The sequence below is a fragment of the Nonomuraea sp. IBHARD001 genome, assembly GCF_056106265.1.
In genome coordinates this window covers 1,031,551-1,046,976 of the sequence record NZ_JBWBBW010000002.1, presented here as the reverse complement: position 1 = coordinate 1,046,976, position 15,426 = coordinate 1,031,551, and the positions used below count along the sequence as shown (strand labels likewise).

Here is a 15,426-nt window from a genome sequence, read left to right as displayed (position 1 = left end):
TCTAGCGGCGGTGGTAGTTGGGCGCTTCCACCGTCATCTGGATGTCGTGGGGGTGGCTCTCCTTCAGGCCCGCCGCCGTGATCGGCATGAGCTGGCCGCGCTCGTGCAGCTCGCCGATCGTGCGCGACCCGGTGTACCACATGCCCTGGCGCAGGCCGCCGACGAGCTGGTGTGCCACCGCCGCGACCGGGCCCCGGTAGGGCACCTGGCCCTCGATGCCCTCGGGGATGTACTTGTCCTCGCCGCCGACGTCGGCCTGGGCGTAGCGGTCCTTGCTGAAGGAGACGCCGCCGCGCTCGCGGTTGCGCACGGCGCCGAGCGAGCCCATGCCCCGGTAGGACTTGAACTGCTTGCCGTTGATGAAGATCAGCTCGCCGGGCGACTCCTCGCATCCGGCCAGCAGCGAGCCGAGCATCACGGTGTCGGCGCCCGCGGCGATGGCCTTGGCGATGTCGCCTGAGTACTGCAGGCCGCCGTCGCCGATGACGGGCACACCGGCCGGAGCAGCCGCGAGCGAGGCCTCGTGGATGGCGGTGACCTGCGGCGCGCCCACGCCCGCGACGACGCGGGTCGTGCAGATGGAGCCGGGGCCGACCCCGACCTTGACCGCGTCGGCGCCCGCGTCGACCAGCGCCTGCGCGCCCGCGCGGGTGGCGACGTTGCCGCCGATGACATCGATGCCGGCATTGGACTTGATCTTGGCGATCATGTCGCAGACGCCGCGCGAGTGGCCGTGCGCGGTGTCGACGATGATGACGTCGACGCCCGCCTCGATGAGCGCCTTGGCCCGCTCCTCGGCGTCGCCCGCCACGCCGATCGCCGCGCCGACGACCAGTCGGCCGCTGCGGTCCTTGGTGGCGAGGGGGTACTGCTCGCTCTTGGTGAAGTCCTTGATGGTGATCAGGCCGCGCAGCCTGCCCTCGCCGTCGATCAGCGGCAGCTTCTCGATCTTGTTGGCCTTGAGCAGCGCGAAGGCGTCGTCACGCGAGACTCCGACGGGCGCGGTCACGAGCGGCATCTTCGTCATGACCTCGCGCACGGTACGACTCTGGTCGCTCTCGTAACGCATGTCACGGTTGGTAACGATGCCGAGCAGGACGCCCGTGGAGTCGGTGACCGGCACGCCCGAGATGCGGTAGGTGGCGCACAGCCGCTCGACCTCGGCCAGCGTGTGGTCGGGCGAACAGGTGACGGGGTTGGTCACCATGCCCGCCTCCGAGCGCTTGACCAGGTCGGCCTGCTGGGCCTGCTCCTCGACCGACAGGTTGCGGTGCAGGATGCCGATGCCGCCCTGACGGGCCATCGCGACGGCCATCCTGGCCTCGGTGACGGTGTCCATCGCGGCCGAGACCAGCGGAATCGACAGCGTGATGCCACGGGAGAGGCGCGTCGTGGTCTCGGCGTCACCCGGCTGCAGATCTGAATACGCGGGCACCAGCAGCACGTCGTCGAAGGTGAGACCGGTTTCGGTGAACTTGGACATGCTGCTTTGACCCCTCCGAAGCACGCTTGTGGCGGGAGAACCCCCAGAGGTCAGTTTAGGCCCCGGCTCCAAACGACCGGAGGGCAAGGCCCTAAAACAGAGCCGGGAGGACGATGACCCCCACGGTCCGTCGTCCTCCCGGCCATGCAAAAAGCCGGGGGATCGGTCGGTCGGTGATCCGCCCGATCCCCCGGCCACCGGCAATTCCGCGAGGGCGCCCTAACGCCACCGAACCCCCCTCCGTGTCCGAATGGCCGCGCACTCCGCGTCACTGCCGACGCTGGGTTAAGCGTGCGTCACTCGCTGGCACATCGCAATGTGAAAACGTGCAATTGCACGAAGTTGCACATGACTGCCTGTGAGTCCGCGCAAGACCCGGACAGCGGGTGTTAACCGGGTTATCCTCTCGGCACGTCTCGTCCCATCCTGGAGCTCCGCCAATGCGCTACGACTCCCAGACGATCGACTCTCTCGAGAGCCTGGGCCTGGACCCGGCTCAGACCTCGCTGTACGCCGCGGTCCTCCGACTACACCGAGCGACGCTGACCGAGCTCGCCGAGGCGATGAACGACCCTGCCGAGCAGGTGGGCGAGCGCCTCGCCGGGCTGGTACGGCTCGGCATCGTGGAGCAGAAGTCGAGCGAGTTCCTCGCCAGGCACCCGGCGTCGGCGCTCGGCAGACTGATCGCGCAACGCCTGGACCGGCTGGCCGAGGAGAGCCGGCAGATCGACTCGGCCCTGGGCTCGATCCGGGGCCTGATCCGCGACTACGACGCCGGGCGCGACTACCAGAGCGGGCCGTTCCCCATCGAAACGGTCAGCGGCGCCGACGAGCTCTACGAGAGCGTGATCGGCATGGCCGTCCAGGCCCCGCCGCTCGAACTGCTCACCGCGATCCCCGACGACCGCAGCATGCTCGACTTCGTCCGTAAGTTCGCCGACCAGTGGATCGAGGCCCAGCGCCGCGACCTGGTGAACCTGCGGATGATCATCCCGGTCGGCACCCTGGTCCTGCCCGGCGTACGCGACCAGCTCGTGCGCATGATCGAGAGCGGCGGTGAGGCACGCACGCTGGACAAGGTGCCGAGCTGGTTCCTCATCGCCGGGCCCGAGGCGGCCGGGCTGCCTCCGCTGTGGGGCGGCAATCTGCCCGAGCACGCCTACAACTTCTCCTTCGTCCGGGCGCCGATCGTCGTGGGCGTCTTACGCACGCTCTTCGACGAGCTGTGGGGCCGTGCGCTGCCGCTGCCGTGGGGCAGGCGCCGCGACGGCATGCTGCAGGTGCTGCGGCTGGCGGCCCAGGGCATGTGCGACGAGTCCATCGCCCGCCAGCTGGGCGTCTCGGTGCGCACGGTGCGGGCGAGGTTCGCCGACGCGATGGGCGAGCTCGGCGCGCAGTCGCGCTTCCACGCGGGGGTCGAGGCGGCGAGGAGGGGCTGGCTGTCCTGACACAGGGCCCCAAGGAGGCGAGATGCGTCCTTTTCGCCCGCCGAACGACCCACCTCGGCGCGCTTGGCGGGTGTAGGCCCTGTTTTTACCTCGTGGGTCATAAGGTGAGAAGCGTGCTGGAAGACGTGCCCCGTGACCCGTTCGCGGATGATCCGAACGATCCGAGCGCGGCCCTGGGCGAGATGGACGACCCGGAGCCGCTCACGGCGGCCGAGCGTGACGAGGCGGTCTCCGACCTGGCCGACGTGGAGGTCTTCCGGTCGCTCCTAGAGCCCCAGGGCGTGCTCGGCCTGGTTCTCGACTGTCCCGAGTGCGGCGAGCCGCACTTCTTCGACTGGGACCTGCTGCGCGGCAACCTGCGCCAGATGATCGACCTCGGCCGGCCCCAGGTGCACGAGCCGGCCTTCCAGCCCAACCCCACGGACTATGTGAGCTGGGAGTACGCCAGGGGCTACGCCGACGGTGTCATCGACACCGAGGACCGCCGCTGATCGACGTCGTCGATCAGCGCGACGAGCAGGCGCACGGCGGGATCGTCGGAATGCGGCGGCGGCTGTCTGCGCGCCAGGGCCTCGACGATCATGTCGGTGACAGCCACCTCCGGGTTGCTGCCCACCCTGCGCACCGGATGGGCGGGGGTCAAGCGGTCGACTCCAGCTCGGCCATCTGCCGCAACCTGGCCAGCGCCCGATGCTGGGCGACGCGGACGGCTCCTGGTGACATGCCGAGTACATTACCGGTCTCCTCGGCCGACAGTCCCGACACCACCCGGAGCATGAGCAGCTCGCGCTGGTTGTCAGGCAGCCGTGAGAGCAGCCTGCGCGCATGCTCGACCTCGATGTAGCGCACCACCGTCTCCTCCGGCCCAGGACCGTCGTCAGGCCCGTCGGGAAGGTCCTGAGTGGGTACGGCGGAGCGGACCGAACTACGCAGCGCGTCGGCCACCTTGTGCGAGGCGATGCCGAACACGAACGAGGCGAACGGCCTGCCGATGTCCCGATATCTCGGCAGCGCCGACAGCACGGCGATGCACACCTCCTGTGCCACATCATCGGCAATGTGATATTGCCCGGAAACCCGGCCGAGCCGGGCCCGGCAATATCGGACGACCATAGGGCGAAGCTCGCCGAGCAGAGTCTCGATCGCAGAGCGATCCCCCTGAACGGCGAGGCTCGTCAGTTCCCTGAGATCGGTCTCACCCGGTCTCGCAGGAAGTCTCGGCGCAAGCCTTACCCCGCTTTTGGCGTCGGCGACGCTTCCCTCGCTCACGTTAGGCATGATGCCCGCACTGATCGTGCCTGTCGTCATCGCGAACGGCTACGGATTGGTCACATTGAGGCGACGATAACGGGGCGTAATCGAACGACGACACTAGGGCTTTTAGCGTCACCGAATATTTCATGCGATAAGCCAATAAGGGAGAAAAATGTCAGACCCGTAGACGCTTTGCCGGTGCGGATGGTTTACCTGCCTGCCGTACCAATGGTTTAGCTCTGCCAAAAACGAAACGGCCCGCGCCTAGATGGCGCGGGCCGTACGTGATCTCGAACAGCGGCGTGATCAGTGACCGTGGCCGTGTCCGTGACCGGAGCCACCGGCGGCCGGGGCCTCCTCCTCGGGCTTGTCCACGACGAGCACCTCGGTCGTCAGCAGCATGCCGGCGATGGAGGCGGCGTTCTGGACCGCCGAGCGGGTGACCTTGACCGGGTCGATGACGCCCTGCGCGAGCAGGTCGCCGTACTCGCCGGACGCGGCGTTGAGGCCGTGGCCGACGGGCAGCTCGGAGACCTTGTGGGTGACCACGTAGCCTTCGAGACCGGCGTTCTCGGCGATCCAGCGGGCCGGCTCGACCAGCGCGCGGCGCACGACGCCGACGCCGGTGGCCTCGTCGCCGGTCAGGCCCAGGTCGTCCAGGTCCTTGGAGACGTGGATGAGCGCGGAGCCACCGCCGGAGACGATGCCCTCCTCGATCGCGGCGCGGGTCGCGGAGATCGCGTCCTCGAGGCGGTGCTTCTTCTCCTTGAGCTCCACCTCGGTGGCGGCGCCGACACGCAGCACGCACACACCGCCGGAGAGCTTGGCCAGACGCTCCTGGAGCTTCTCGCGGTCCCAGTCGGAGTCCGACTGCTCGACCGCGATCTTGATCTCCTTGACGCGGTCCTCGATCGCCTGCGCGTCGCCGGCGCCGTCGACGATGGTCGTGGCGTCCTTGGTGACGACGATGCGGCGGGCGGTGCCGAGCACCTCGAGGCCGACGTGCTCCAGCTTGAGGCCGATCTCCTCGGAGACGACCTGGCCGCCGGTCAGGATCGCGATGTCCTGCAGCATGGCCTTGCGGCGGTCACCGAAGCCCGGGGCCTTGACGGCCACGGAGGTGAACGTGCCACGGATCTTGTTCGTCACCAGGACGGCCAGGGCCTCGCCCTCGACGTCCTCGGCCACGATGAACAGGGCCTTCTTCGTCTGCGCGACCTTCTCCAGCAGCGGGAGGAAGTCGGCGATCGACGAGATCTTGCCCTGCGTGAGCAGGATGTAGGCGTCCTCGAGGACGGCCTCCATGCGCTCGGAGTCGGTGACCATGTAGGCCGACAGGTAACCCTTGTCGAACTGCAGGCCCTCGGTGAACTCCAGCTCCATGCCCATGGCGTTGGACTCTTCGACGGTGATGACACCGTCCTTGCCCACCTTGTCGAACGCCTCGGCGATCAGCTCGCCGATCTTGGCGTCCTGAGCGGAGATCGTCGCGACATTGGCGATCTCCTTCTTGTCCTCGACCGGGCGGGCCGCGGCGAGCAGGATCTCGCTGACGGCCTTGGCTGCCTTGTCGATGCCGCGCTTGAGCGACAGGGGCGAGGCGCCCGCCGCCACGTTGCGCAGACCCTCGCGGACCATGGCCTGGGCCAGGACGGTCGCGGTCGTCGTGCCGTCACCGGCGACGTCGTTGGTCTTGGTGGCGACTTCCTTGGCGAGCTGGGCGCCCAGGTTCTCGTACGGCTTGTCGAGCTCGACCTCGCGGGCGATGGTCACGCCGTCGTTGGTGATGGTCGGCGCACCGAACTTCTTGTCGATGACCACATTGCGGCCGCGCGGGCCAAGCGTCACCTTGACGGCGTCGGCGAGGGCGTTGACACCGCGCTCAAGCGCGCGGCGGGCGTCCTCGTCGAACTCCAGGATCTTCGGCATGATGAGTCCTCTCAGCGTAGAAAGCCCCGGGCCACTCGGGCCCGGGGCTTTCTCACGGCTTACTTCTCGATGATGGCGAGAACGTCACGGGCGGAGAGCACGAGGTACTCCTCGCCGCCGTACTTGACCTCGGTGCCGCCGTACTTGCTGTAGAGGACGACGTCGCCCTCCTTGACGTCGAGCGGAATCCGCTTGTCGCCGTCCTCGTCCCAGTTGCCGGGGCCCACCGCGAGGACCTTGCCCTCCTGGGGCTTCTCCTTCGCGGTGTCCGGGATAACCAGGCCGGAGGCGGTGGTCTGCTCGGCCTCAAGCGGCTGAACCACAATGCGGTCGCCGAGCGGCTTAACGGGAACCTTGGTGGCGGTCGTCACGATCGGACCTCCCCTTCAGATTTGAATGATCTAGAAGAGGCGACCAGTGGTCTGCCGTCGCGGGTGCCAGACCTGTCTCGTCGCTTTTGATGTTGGCACTCTCAAGGGGAGAGTGCCAACAGGAAACATATGCAAGAGGGCCTTGACAGTCAACACGAACCGCGCCGATCAGCCCTGGGCGTAGGCCAGGTCAGCTACGAGCGTAGGCGCCCTCCGACAGCTCCCGTACCACGCCGGGCCTCCAGGGGCTCCAGCCAAGGGCCTCCCGGGTCCTGGCCGAGCTCGCCCGCTGGCTCAGTGCGAGCGCGCCCGCGAACGCCTCGCCGTACGCGCCCGCCGCCTCCGGAAGCGGCCACGCCTCGGCCGCGACCCGTACGCCCGCCCCCTTGGCCGCCGCCTCGGCCACGGCCGTCAGCTCGACCGCCTCCTCGGCGATCGCGTGGTAGACCCGGCCGGGCTCCCCCTTGGCGAGCACGTCGAGCACCAGGTCGGCCAGGTCGTCGACGTGGACGAACGTCCAGGTGGGCACCTCGTCGCCGTCCTGCACGTAGACGCCGACGCCGCGTTCGGCCGCCAGGGCCGCGAGCGTGACGACCATGCCGCCTCCGCCCCTGCCGTGCACGACCGCCGGTCTGATCACGGTGCCTCCGGCCGTCAGGATGGCCTGCTCGACCTCGGGGCGGTAGCCGACGATCGGGATCGGGTCGGCCGGGCTGTCCTCGTGGCCGTCGCGGGTGGGGCCGAGCACCCAGATGCCGCTGACGTACAGGACCGGCTTGCCCGACGCGGCCAGGGCGGCGGCCGTGGCCAGGTCGACGTCCCGGTCGCCGGTGAGCACGGCCGCGTGCACGACGGCGTCGACGTCGGGGGTGACGGCCGCGGCGACGGAGGCGGGGTCGCCCAGGTCGCCCCTGCGCAGGTCTTCGACGCCGCCGGGCACGCGCTCGCGCACCAGGGCGGCGACCTGGTGTCCCTGCTCGGTCAGCCGCTCGACCAGGACGCCGCCGATGTAGCCCGTGGCGCCGAGAACCAGAACCTTCATGATCTTCACCCTCAAACACTTCGACATGGAAACGTGGCAACCGTAGCATCGAACCTTTCGATGTCAAAGTGTTGATAGAGTGACCACATGGAAGACGCCGTTGACCAGATCGTCGAGCTGTGGGGCCGGGCCAGGCCCGACCTCGACTTCACCCCCGTCGCCACCGTCGCCCGGGTCAACAGGGCGGCCAGGATCATGGGCAAGGGCGTCACCACGCACCTGGCCGGGCACGGCGTCGAAGGCTGGGAGTTCGACGTGATGGCCGCACTGCAGCGCGGAGGCGGCGAGCACACCATGTGCATGGGCGACCTGGCCTCGGCCACCATGGTCAGCTCGGCCGCGCTGACCAACAGGGTCGACCGCCTGGTCAAACGCGGCCTGGTCACCCGGGCCAACGCACCGGGCAACAGGCGTCAGGTGGTGGTCACACTGAGCCCCGAAGGCCTGCGGCTGATGAACGAGGTGCAGGCCGGCCACCTGGACAACGAGCGCCGGCTGCTCGAAGGCCTGACCGACACCGAACGCGAGCAGCTCAACGGCCTGCTGCGCAAACTCCTGCTCTCGCTGGGCGACACCGCCCTGTGAAGCCCTACTGCCCGGCGCGGTCGGCGTTGGCGATGATCGCGTCGCGGGTGTAGCGGGCCAGGCCCTCGGCCGTGGCATCGATGTTGGCGGTGAAGCGGGGGTCGGCGACGTACATCTCGCCGAGCCCTCTGTGGATCTCGTACGTGCAGTCGTAGCACCACGTGGTGATGTGCCTGCGGTGCTCCTCGGCCAGGTCCATCGCACGCTCGCCGTCGGCGGGCGCGCCGTCGGCCATCGCCGCCGCCATGCGCAGGGTCACCTCCTGCGCCGACGCCATGAACTGCTTCCAGTCCGCCTTGGTGAACGACGCGCTCCTGCGCCGCGACTGCTCCCAGGCGTCGGAGCCGCCCCAGCGCCGTTCGGCCTCCTCGGCGTGCTCGGCGGGGTCGAAGTCGCCGAACACCTCGAACCTCTCCTCGGGCGTGAGATCGATGCCCATCTGATGTGCCTCCATGGTGAACTCCACTTGGGTGAGCATGTGCGTGAGCCTGTCCATGCGCCTGAGCAGCAACTCGTGCTGGCGGCGCAGGTGGACCAGCGGGTCGGCGCCGGGATCGTCGAGGATGTCGGCGATCTCCTCCAGCCCGAACCCCAGCTCCCGGTACCCGAGGATGGCCTGCAGGCGCTCCAGGTCGTCCTCGGAGTAGCGCCGGTACCCCGCGCTCGTCCGCCCGCTGGGCGACAGCAGTCCGACCTCGTCGTAGTGGTGCAGCGTCCGCACGGTCACCCCTGCGGTCCTGGCCACGACGCCTACCGGGTAGCTCATGCCCCCGACGCTAGAACCTCACGTGACGTGAGGGTCAAGCGGACGCGCTAACGTCGGACGGCGTGGACCTCGACGCCTTCCTCGACCTGCTGGAGCCGCACGGCCAGACCGCACTCGCCGACGCGGCGGACGTCGCCGGGCTCGACCAGGTGACGGCGGTGACCAGGCTAAGGAAGAGCCACGCCGCCCCGCTGGCCGCCGCCGCGCTCACCCAGGCCAGGCTGCGGGTCAGGGCGGCCGACAAGTTCGGCGCCGACGCCTCGCTGATGTACTTCACCCCGCACGGCCTCGAACAGGCCACCCGCAGGGAGGTGGCCGACCATCGCGCCGCCCGCCTCACCTCGGACCTGGGCCCGGCCCGGGTGGCCGACGCGTGCAGCGGCATCGGAGGCGACCTGCTGGCCCTGGCCAGGGCGGGCTGCACGGTCGACGCCGTCGACGCCGATCCGCTGACCGCCGCCGTGGCCAGGGCCAACGCCGACGCGCTCGGTCTCGGCGAGCGCGTCACCGTACGGGTGGCCGACGCCGCCTCGCTCGACCCCTCCGGCTACGACGTGCTGTTCGCCGATCCGGCCAGGCGTACCACCAGGGGGCGCACGTTCGACCCGCTGGCGTACTCGCCGCCGTGGCCCGTCGTGCTCGACCTGATCGCCAGGGCGGGAGCCGCGTGCCTCAAGGTCGCGCCCGGCATCCCGTACGAGTTCATCCCCGAGGGCGCGCAGGCCGAATGGGTCTCCTACAAGGGCGAGGTCAAGGAGGCGGCGCTGTGGTGCGGCCCCCTCGCGGGCCGCGACGCCCGCATGGCCACCCTGCTGCCGGGCGGGCACACGCTCGTCCCCGAAGGGGTACGGCCGGACGTGGGCGCCGTGGGCCGCTACGTGTGGGAGCCGGACGGCGCGGCGATCAGGGCGCATCTGGTCGGCGAGGTGGCACGGGAGCTCGGCGGCAGGCTGCTTGACCCGATGATCGCCTACATCACCGGCGACCGGGATGTCACCTCGGTCTGGGCCTCGCGCTACGAGGTGGAGGAGATCATGCCATTCTCCCTGAAGCGCCTTCGATCGGCTCTGCGCACACGTAGCGTCGGAAACGTCACCATCAAGAAACGCGGTTCGGCCGTGGACATCGAACGCTTGCGGCAGGACCTACGTCTTTCTGGCGACAAATCCGCTGTGGTCATTCTGACCCGCATCGCGGACAGGCCGTTCGCCCTCATCTGCACCCCCTCTCGACCTGCATAAATGGCAAATCGGGGCGATACCTTGATAATCACGATCTTTTAAAGTCGGCCCCGAAAGACCTTGATCCAGAGGCTAAGGTGGGCGCGCGGGAGTTCTCCCCCCTATTGCGGTTGACCGCGCAATTCACCTTCTACCTGTAAACCGGACCAATCCCACCGCTGCGCGGCTGACCGTCGGCGAGTGAAGGAGCTTTCGGTGGATCACTCCAACCACACCCTTCTCCAGGCGAACAGCCAGACCGCCATCTCCGACAGGATGCGGGAGCTGCTCGCCAGGGCCGCCCAGGACCATGTTTACGAGCAGCGCACCCAAGGCGCGGTGCTCGACGAGATCCGCCAACGTCTCGAAGGCATGGAGTGGCTGCTGCGCGAGGTGCGCGAGCGCGAGCTCGGCAGCCTCAGCGGCGCCCTTGAGAGCGTCAACGGCAGGCTCGACGACATCACCACCAGGCCGCCCTCCTGGGCCGAAGGCCTGGCCCAGCACGTCGAGGTGGTCCGCGACCACGTCGACGCCGTCGGCCAGCGCCTCGACAGCGTCGGCGAGCGCGTCACCCCCGTTTCCGAGCTGCCGAGCCTCTGGGCCGACGTCGGCACGGTCGGCGAGAGCGTCGAGGAGGCGCTCAGACGGCTGCAGACGATCGTCGAGGGCACCGACGGCATCACCAGGCGCCTGGGCGAGTTCTCCGGCAAGCTGGGCCAGCTCAACGCCAGCATGGAGGCCGCGGCCAACAGGTTCACCCGCCTGGACAAGTCGATCGGCGACCTCACCGTCCGCACCGAGCGGGTCGAGTCCGGCATGACCGACCTGGCCGAGCGTGCGGGCTCGGACGCGACGGAGCTCGGGGCCAGGCTCGACGAGACGTCCGGGCTGATCGACGCCCGGATCACCGTGCTCGCCGGTCAGGTCGAGGCCAGGATGACCGGCCTGTCCGGGCAGCTCGCCGGGATCACCGGCCAGGTGGCCGACGTCGCCGACCAGATCGACACCAGGCTCGGCGACGTCGAGGCCGACCTCAAGGCCGTCGACGGCAGGCTGGGCGGCACGGCCGACCGCCTCGACGAGAGCCTCACCGCCTCGGTCCAGCTCGTCACCGACGCGGTCGAGCAGGTCGACGCCAAGGTCGAGAGCGCGCAGGAGCGCCTGTCCTACCGCTTCGACGGCCTCGACAGCAGGATGGACCGCGTCGACGGGCGGCTGCTCGCCGTCGACTCTCGCCTGGCCAGCGTCGACGGGCGCATCGAGACGGCCGACGAGTGCCTGGCCGACATCGACACCCGTCTCGACGGCGTCGACGGCAGGCTGGGCACGGTCGACAACCGGGTCGGCGGCGTCGACAAGCGCCTGGTCGCACTCGACGGCCGGCTGACCGGCGTGGACAAGCAGCTCGGCGCGGTCGACGGCCGGCTCACCGGGCTGGACAAACAGCTCGGCGGCGTCGACACCCAGCTCGGCGCGCTCGACCGCAGGCTCGGGGTCGTCGACACCCACCTCGGACGGCACGACGACCGCTTCGACAACCTCGACGGGCGCGTCGACAGCCGCTTCACCGAGCTCGACGAGCGCATGGTCGCCACCGCCTCGGCGGCCGACCAGCGCACGACCGAGGTCTCGGGTGTGCTCGAACTCCGGCTCGGCGAGGTCGAGAGCGACCTGACCGACAGGCTGCACGAGATCGAGAGCGGCATCGGCGGCAGGCTCGACGGCGTGGACGGCAGGCTCTCCTCGCTCTCCTCGCAGGCCGAGGCGCTCATCTCGCAGGGCGACAAGGCGGGCGAGCACCTGGAGGCCGTCGACGACCGCGTCGAGGCCGTCAGCCAGCGCATCGGCCAGCTGCCCGCCACCCTGGCGATCGGCGAGCGCGTGGGCGAGCTGCTCGACTCCCAGACAGGCGAGCAGGCCAAGCGCTTCGACGCCATCGACCAGCGCCTGTCCGACGCCGCCGCGGCCCTGACCGAGTCCATCCAGGCCCGGCCGGACACCGAACTGCTCACCGCGACCGTGACCGAGATCGTCGAGCCGGCCTCCAGCGACCTCACCAAGCGCCTCGGCGCCCTGGAGGAGACCATGCTGGCCCTGGCCGAGGCCCTCCTGCGCCCCACCCGCAACAGCAAGGACTGACCCCGCCCCACGAACGAGAGCACCCCGGACGCGCGCACACGGCCGGGGTGCTCTCCTCTCGTCAGGGATCCCCCGTCAGACGTACACCTCGGTGATCGGCATCGAGGAGTCCGCCGGGATGTCCAGGCGGGACGGCGCGATCCCGGCGGCGACCAGATCGGACCCCAGGGTGGCGACCATGGCGCCGTTGTCGGTGCACAGGCCGGGCCGGGGCACGCGGACGCGCACGCCTGCCGCCTCGCAGCGCTCCTGGGCCAGCGCCCGCAGCCGGGAGTTGGCCGCGACCCCGCCGCCGATGAGCAGGTCCCGCACACCGTGCTCCTTGCAGGCCTGCAGCGCCTTGCGGGTCAGCACGTCGACCACGGCCTCCTGGAACGAGGCCGCCACATCGGGCACCGAGATCCGCTCCCCCGACGCCTCCCGCGCCTCGACCCAGCGCGCGACGGCGGTCTTGAGCCCGGAGAAGGAGAAGTCCAGCGTGCCGTCGTCCATCTTGCCCCTCGGAAAGGCGATGGAGGTGGCCGAGCCGCTGGTGGCGGCCCTGTCGATGTGCGGCCCGCCGGGGAACGGCAGCCCGAGCACCCGGGCCACCTTGTCGAACGCCTCCCCTGCCGCGTCGTCAACGGTCGACCCGAGCGAGACGACGTCCTTGGCCACATCGGGCACGAGCAGCAACGAGGAGTGCCCTCCCGAGACCAGCATGGCGATGCACGGCTTGGGCAGCGGCCCGTGTTCGAGCTGGTCGACGGCGACGTGCGCGGCCAGGTGGTTGACCCCGTAGAGCGGCACGCCGAGCCCCAGCGCGTAGGCCTTGGCCGCGGCCACCCCCACCAGCAGCGCACCGGCGAGCCCCGGCCCGGCGGTGACGGCGATGGCGTCGATGTCGGAGAACTTCAGTCCGGCCTGGGCCAGCGCGCTCTCCACGGTCGGCGTCATGGCCTCCAGGTGCGCGCGCGAGGCCACCTCGGGCACGACGCCGCCGAATCTGGCGTGCTCGTCCATGCTGGAGGCGATGGTGTTGGCCAGCAGCGTGTGCCCGCGCACGATCCCGATGCCGGTCTCGTCGCACGAGGTCTCGATGCCCAGCACCAGGGGTTCGTCAGCCATCGATCTTCCTCTTCATCACGATCGCGTCGGTGCCGTCGTCGTAGTAGCGGCGGCGCAGGCCGATCTCCTCGAATCCGAAACGCACATAGAGGGCCTGCGCCCTGGGGTTGTCGGCGCGTACCTCGAGGAAGACCTCGGCGGCTCCCCTGCGGGCGGCCTCGGCCAGCAGGGCGGTCAGCAGGGCCGCGCCGACCCCCTGGCCCCTGTGCTCGGCCCCGACGGCGATGGTCTGCACGTCGGCCTGGTCGGCGGCGGCGGCCAGGCCCGCGTAACCGACGATCTCACCGTCCTGATCGCCGTCCTGCCCGCCGTCCTGCTCGCCGGACAGGGCGACGAGATAGTGCCGGGTGCGAGGCTGGTCCTCCAGCTCGCCGCGCAGCATGCCTTCGCTCCACGCGTCGGCGGGGAACGTCGCCCGTTCGAGCTCCAGCACGGACGGCAGGTCGGCGAGCGTCATCTGCCGCAGTCTCACCGTTTCACCCCGCTCATGCCGTCACCTTCTTCGGCGCCTTGGGCACCACGGCGTCGGGCCTGCGCAGGTAGATCGGCAGCGGCGCGTCCAGCGTCTGCCCCGCCGCCAGCCGCCCGGCGGCGAGCGCCGCCAGCGCGCCTCCATAGGGGTACGGCGGCGCGTCCAGCACACGGTCGAAGACGTCGGCGTAGAGCTCGGCCCCCGCCCCGGCGATCGGCAGCCCGCCGGTCGCCACGTCGGCGGGCCGATCGACGAACGGCCCGTCGAGAGGCGTGTCGAAGGCGGAGTAACGCCCCCAGAACACCTCCTTGCGCCGGGCATCGGTCGCGACCAGGAACGGCTCGCGCAGCCCGCTGCCGTAGGCGATGGCGTCGAGCGAGCAGATACCGTACGCGGGCACGCCGAGCGCCAGCGCGAGCGCCTGGGCGGTCATCAGCCCGACGCGCAGCCCGGTGTAGGGACCGGGACCGGAACCGGCGACGATGGCGGTGACGTCACGAAGGGCGACCCCGGCCTCGGCGACGACGGCCTCGATGGTGGGAACGAGCAGCTCACCATGGCGGCGGGCGTCGATCGTCGTGGATTCGGCCAGCACACGGTCGCCGTCGTGAACAGCGGCGGTGACGGCGGGGGTCGCGGTGTCGAAAGCCAGCACAAGCACGAACGTCAAGGGTAGTCGCTCACCCGTGCCTTACGCGCAGTCCTCACGCCCATCCGGTGCGCGAACGCAGCCATTGCAGGGCGGGCACGGCCAGCGCGCGCTGGAAGGCGCGCACGGTCGGCAGTCCCGGCGGCGGCGGCTGACGGCTCTGCCAGGCGAAGTACCCGCTGCTCGCGGCCACCAGCGCGGTGATCGCCTCGTCCGGGTCCGGCACCAGCTCCTGCGGCGGCGGCCCGCCGTTCAGCCGCACCGAAGGCGCCATGAGCACCAGGTCGAACCACGGCGCCCCGATGCTGGCCCACGGCCAGTCGACGAAGAGCACGCGCCCGCCGCTGAGCAGGATGTTGTCGGCCCGCATGTCGGCGTGTACGAGCGTGTCGCCCGCCGCCGCCCCGGCCCAGCCGGATTCGAGGTCGGCCAGGCGGGTCAGGTGCTCGCGTTCCCACGGTCCGAGGTCGCGCGCCGCCTGCGGGTCGGCCAGCAGCCGCCGCCATCCCCTGAACATCCGGTCGTAGCGCTCGCCGACCGTGGGCGCCTCGACGGGCGCGGGCGTGAGCGTCGCCGCGAGCTCGCCCAACGCCGTCAGGACGCTGTTCAGCTCGTCCGGCAGCCACGGCTGCAGCGGCATGTGACCGTCGACGTACTCGAACAGCAGCACCACCCACCCGCCGACGTCCAGGTCGGCCAGCAGCCTGGGCGCGGGCACGGCGGTCGGCAGCGCCGAGGCGATGCGGGCCTCGGCCCGGTGCAGGAGCGGTGTGTCCGGATTGGGCGCGGGCCCTGCCGCCTTGACGAACACGCGCCTGCCGTCGGCCAGGTCGAGCCGCGCGGCCGGGCCCGGCGAGAAGCCACCCTCGCGGGTGACCGCCCGCACGACCGGAGCGCCGAGCCGCGCCTCGACGGCCAGCCGTACCTGCGCGGGCACTTCGGACCAGTCCTGGCGCGGCAC

General features: G+C 70.2%; 16 protein-coding genes. 5 read left to right on the top strand and 11 right to left on the bottom strand.

Annotated elements, in window-relative coordinates; translation table 11 throughout:
- Window position 1: 1 nt before the first annotated feature.
- Window positions 2–1,483 (bottom strand): IMP dehydrogenase, encoded by a 1,482-nt coding sequence (gene guaB, locus ACTWNK_RS07300; RefSeq protein WP_474302999.1) that lies wholly within the window; start codon window positions 1,481–1,483, stop codon window positions 2–4.
- Window positions 1,484–1,923: 440 nt separating this feature from the next.
- Here guaB and ACTWNK_RS07295 point away from each other — a divergent pair, with 440 nt between their 5' ends.
- The gene (locus ACTWNK_RS07295; protein WP_474302997.1) at window positions 1,924–2,931 is read left to right on the top strand and encodes a helix-turn-helix transcriptional regulator; all 1,008 of its coding nucleotides are present in this window, start codon (window positions 1,924–1,926) and stop codon (window positions 2,929–2,931) included.
- A 113-nt stretch (window positions 2,932–3,044) separates the two neighbouring features.
- Window positions 3,045–3,422 carry a DUF5319 domain-containing protein gene (locus ACTWNK_RS07290; protein WP_474302995.1) on the top strand — a complete coding sequence of 126 codons (378 nt, stop codon included), beginning with the start codon at window positions 3,045–3,047 and terminating at the stop codon, window positions 3,420–3,422.
- On the opposite strand, the gene ACTWNK_RS07285 is transcribed toward ACTWNK_RS07290, so the two are convergent.
- From ACTWNK_RS07285 to ACTWNK_RS07265, 5 genes are all read right to left on the bottom strand, one after another.
- Window positions 3,383–3,574, bottom strand: a complete 192-nt coding sequence (locus ACTWNK_RS07285; protein ID WP_474302993.1) for a hypothetical protein — start codon at window positions 3,572–3,574, stop codon at window positions 3,383–3,385. The two genes, ACTWNK_RS07290 and ACTWNK_RS07285, sit on opposite strands and share 40 nt — an antisense overlap.
- Entirely contained in the window at window positions 3,571–4,209 is a 639-nt protein-coding gene (locus ACTWNK_RS07280; protein WP_474310860.1) for a sigma-70 family RNA polymerase sigma factor, read from the bottom strand. Before ACTWNK_RS07280 ends, ACTWNK_RS07285 begins: the two co-directional genes overlap by 4 nt.
- 282 nt (window positions 4,210–4,491) lie before the next feature.
- Window positions 4,492–6,114 carry a chaperonin GroEL gene (gene groL / locus ACTWNK_RS07275; protein ID WP_474302991.1) on the bottom strand — a complete coding sequence of 541 codons (1,623 nt, stop codon included), beginning with the start codon at window positions 6,112–6,114 and terminating at the stop codon, window positions 4,492–4,494.
- 59 nt (window positions 6,115–6,173) lie between these two features.
- Window positions 6,174–6,485, bottom strand: a complete 312-nt coding sequence (gene groES, locus ACTWNK_RS07270; RefSeq protein WP_184712660.1) for a co-chaperone GroES — start codon at window positions 6,483–6,485, stop codon at window positions 6,174–6,176.
- 190 nt (window positions 6,486–6,675) lie between these two features.
- Entirely contained in the window at window positions 6,676–7,527 is an 852-nt protein-coding gene (locus ACTWNK_RS07265) for a sugar nucleotide-binding protein (RefSeq protein WP_474302989.1), read from the bottom strand.
- Between the two features lie 87 nt (window positions 7,528–7,614).
- Here ACTWNK_RS07265 and ACTWNK_RS07260 point away from each other — a divergent pair, with 87 nt between their 5' ends.
- Entirely contained in the window at window positions 7,615–8,112 is a 498-nt protein-coding gene (locus ACTWNK_RS07260; RefSeq protein ID WP_474302987.1) for a MarR family winged helix-turn-helix transcriptional regulator, read from the top strand.
- A 4-nt stretch (window positions 8,113–8,116) separates the two neighbouring features.
- Here ACTWNK_RS07260 and ACTWNK_RS07255 read toward each other — a convergent pair whose 3' ends face one another.
- Window positions 8,117–8,878 carry a MerR family transcriptional regulator gene (locus ACTWNK_RS07255; protein ID WP_474302985.1) on the bottom strand — a complete coding sequence of 254 codons (762 nt, stop codon included), beginning with the start codon at window positions 8,876–8,878 and terminating at the stop codon, window positions 8,117–8,119.
- Between the two features lie 62 nt (window positions 8,879–8,940).
- Here ACTWNK_RS07255 and ACTWNK_RS07250 point away from each other — a divergent pair, with 62 nt between their 5' ends.
- Window positions 8,941–10,119 carry a class I SAM-dependent methyltransferase gene (locus ACTWNK_RS07250; RefSeq protein WP_474302983.1) on the top strand — a complete coding sequence of 393 codons (1,179 nt, stop codon included), beginning with the start codon at window positions 8,941–8,943 and terminating at the stop codon, window positions 10,117–10,119.
- Between the two features lie 195 nt (window positions 10,120–10,314).
- Window positions 10,315–12,237, top strand: coding sequence for a coiled-coil domain-containing protein (locus tag ACTWNK_RS07245; protein WP_474302981.1), 1,923 nt, complete (start codon window positions 10,315–10,317; stop codon window positions 12,235–12,237).
- Window positions 12,238–12,312: 75 nt separating this feature from the next.
- Here ACTWNK_RS07245 and tsaD read toward each other — a convergent pair whose 3' ends face one another.
- The 4 genes from tsaD to ACTWNK_RS07225 are packed head-to-tail and all read right to left on the bottom strand — an operon-like array spanning window position 12,313 to window position 15,426.
- Entirely contained in the window at window positions 12,313–13,344 is a 1,032-nt protein-coding gene (gene tsaD / locus ACTWNK_RS07240) for a tRNA (adenosine(37)-N6)-threonylcarbamoyltransferase complex transferase subunit TsaD (RefSeq protein WP_474302979.1), read from the bottom strand.
- Window positions 13,337–13,816, bottom strand: coding sequence for a ribosomal protein S18-alanine N-acetyltransferase (rimI, locus tag ACTWNK_RS07235; RefSeq protein ID WP_474302977.1), 480 nt, complete (start codon window positions 13,814–13,816; stop codon window positions 13,337–13,339). Before rimI ends, tsaD begins: the two co-directional genes overlap by 8 nt.
- 13 nt (window positions 13,817–13,829) lie before the next feature.
- The gene (tsaB, locus tag ACTWNK_RS07230; RefSeq protein WP_474302975.1) at window positions 13,830–14,477 is read right to left on the bottom strand and encodes a tRNA (adenosine(37)-N6)-threonylcarbamoyltransferase complex dimerization subunit type 1 TsaB; all 648 of its coding nucleotides are present in this window, start codon (window positions 14,475–14,477) and stop codon (window positions 13,830–13,832) included.
- Window positions 14,478–14,520: 43 nt separating this feature from the next.
- A complete protein-coding gene (locus ACTWNK_RS07225; protein ID WP_474302973.1) occupies window positions 14,521–15,426 on the bottom strand; it encodes a phosphotransferase family protein in 906 nt (301 codons plus the stop codon).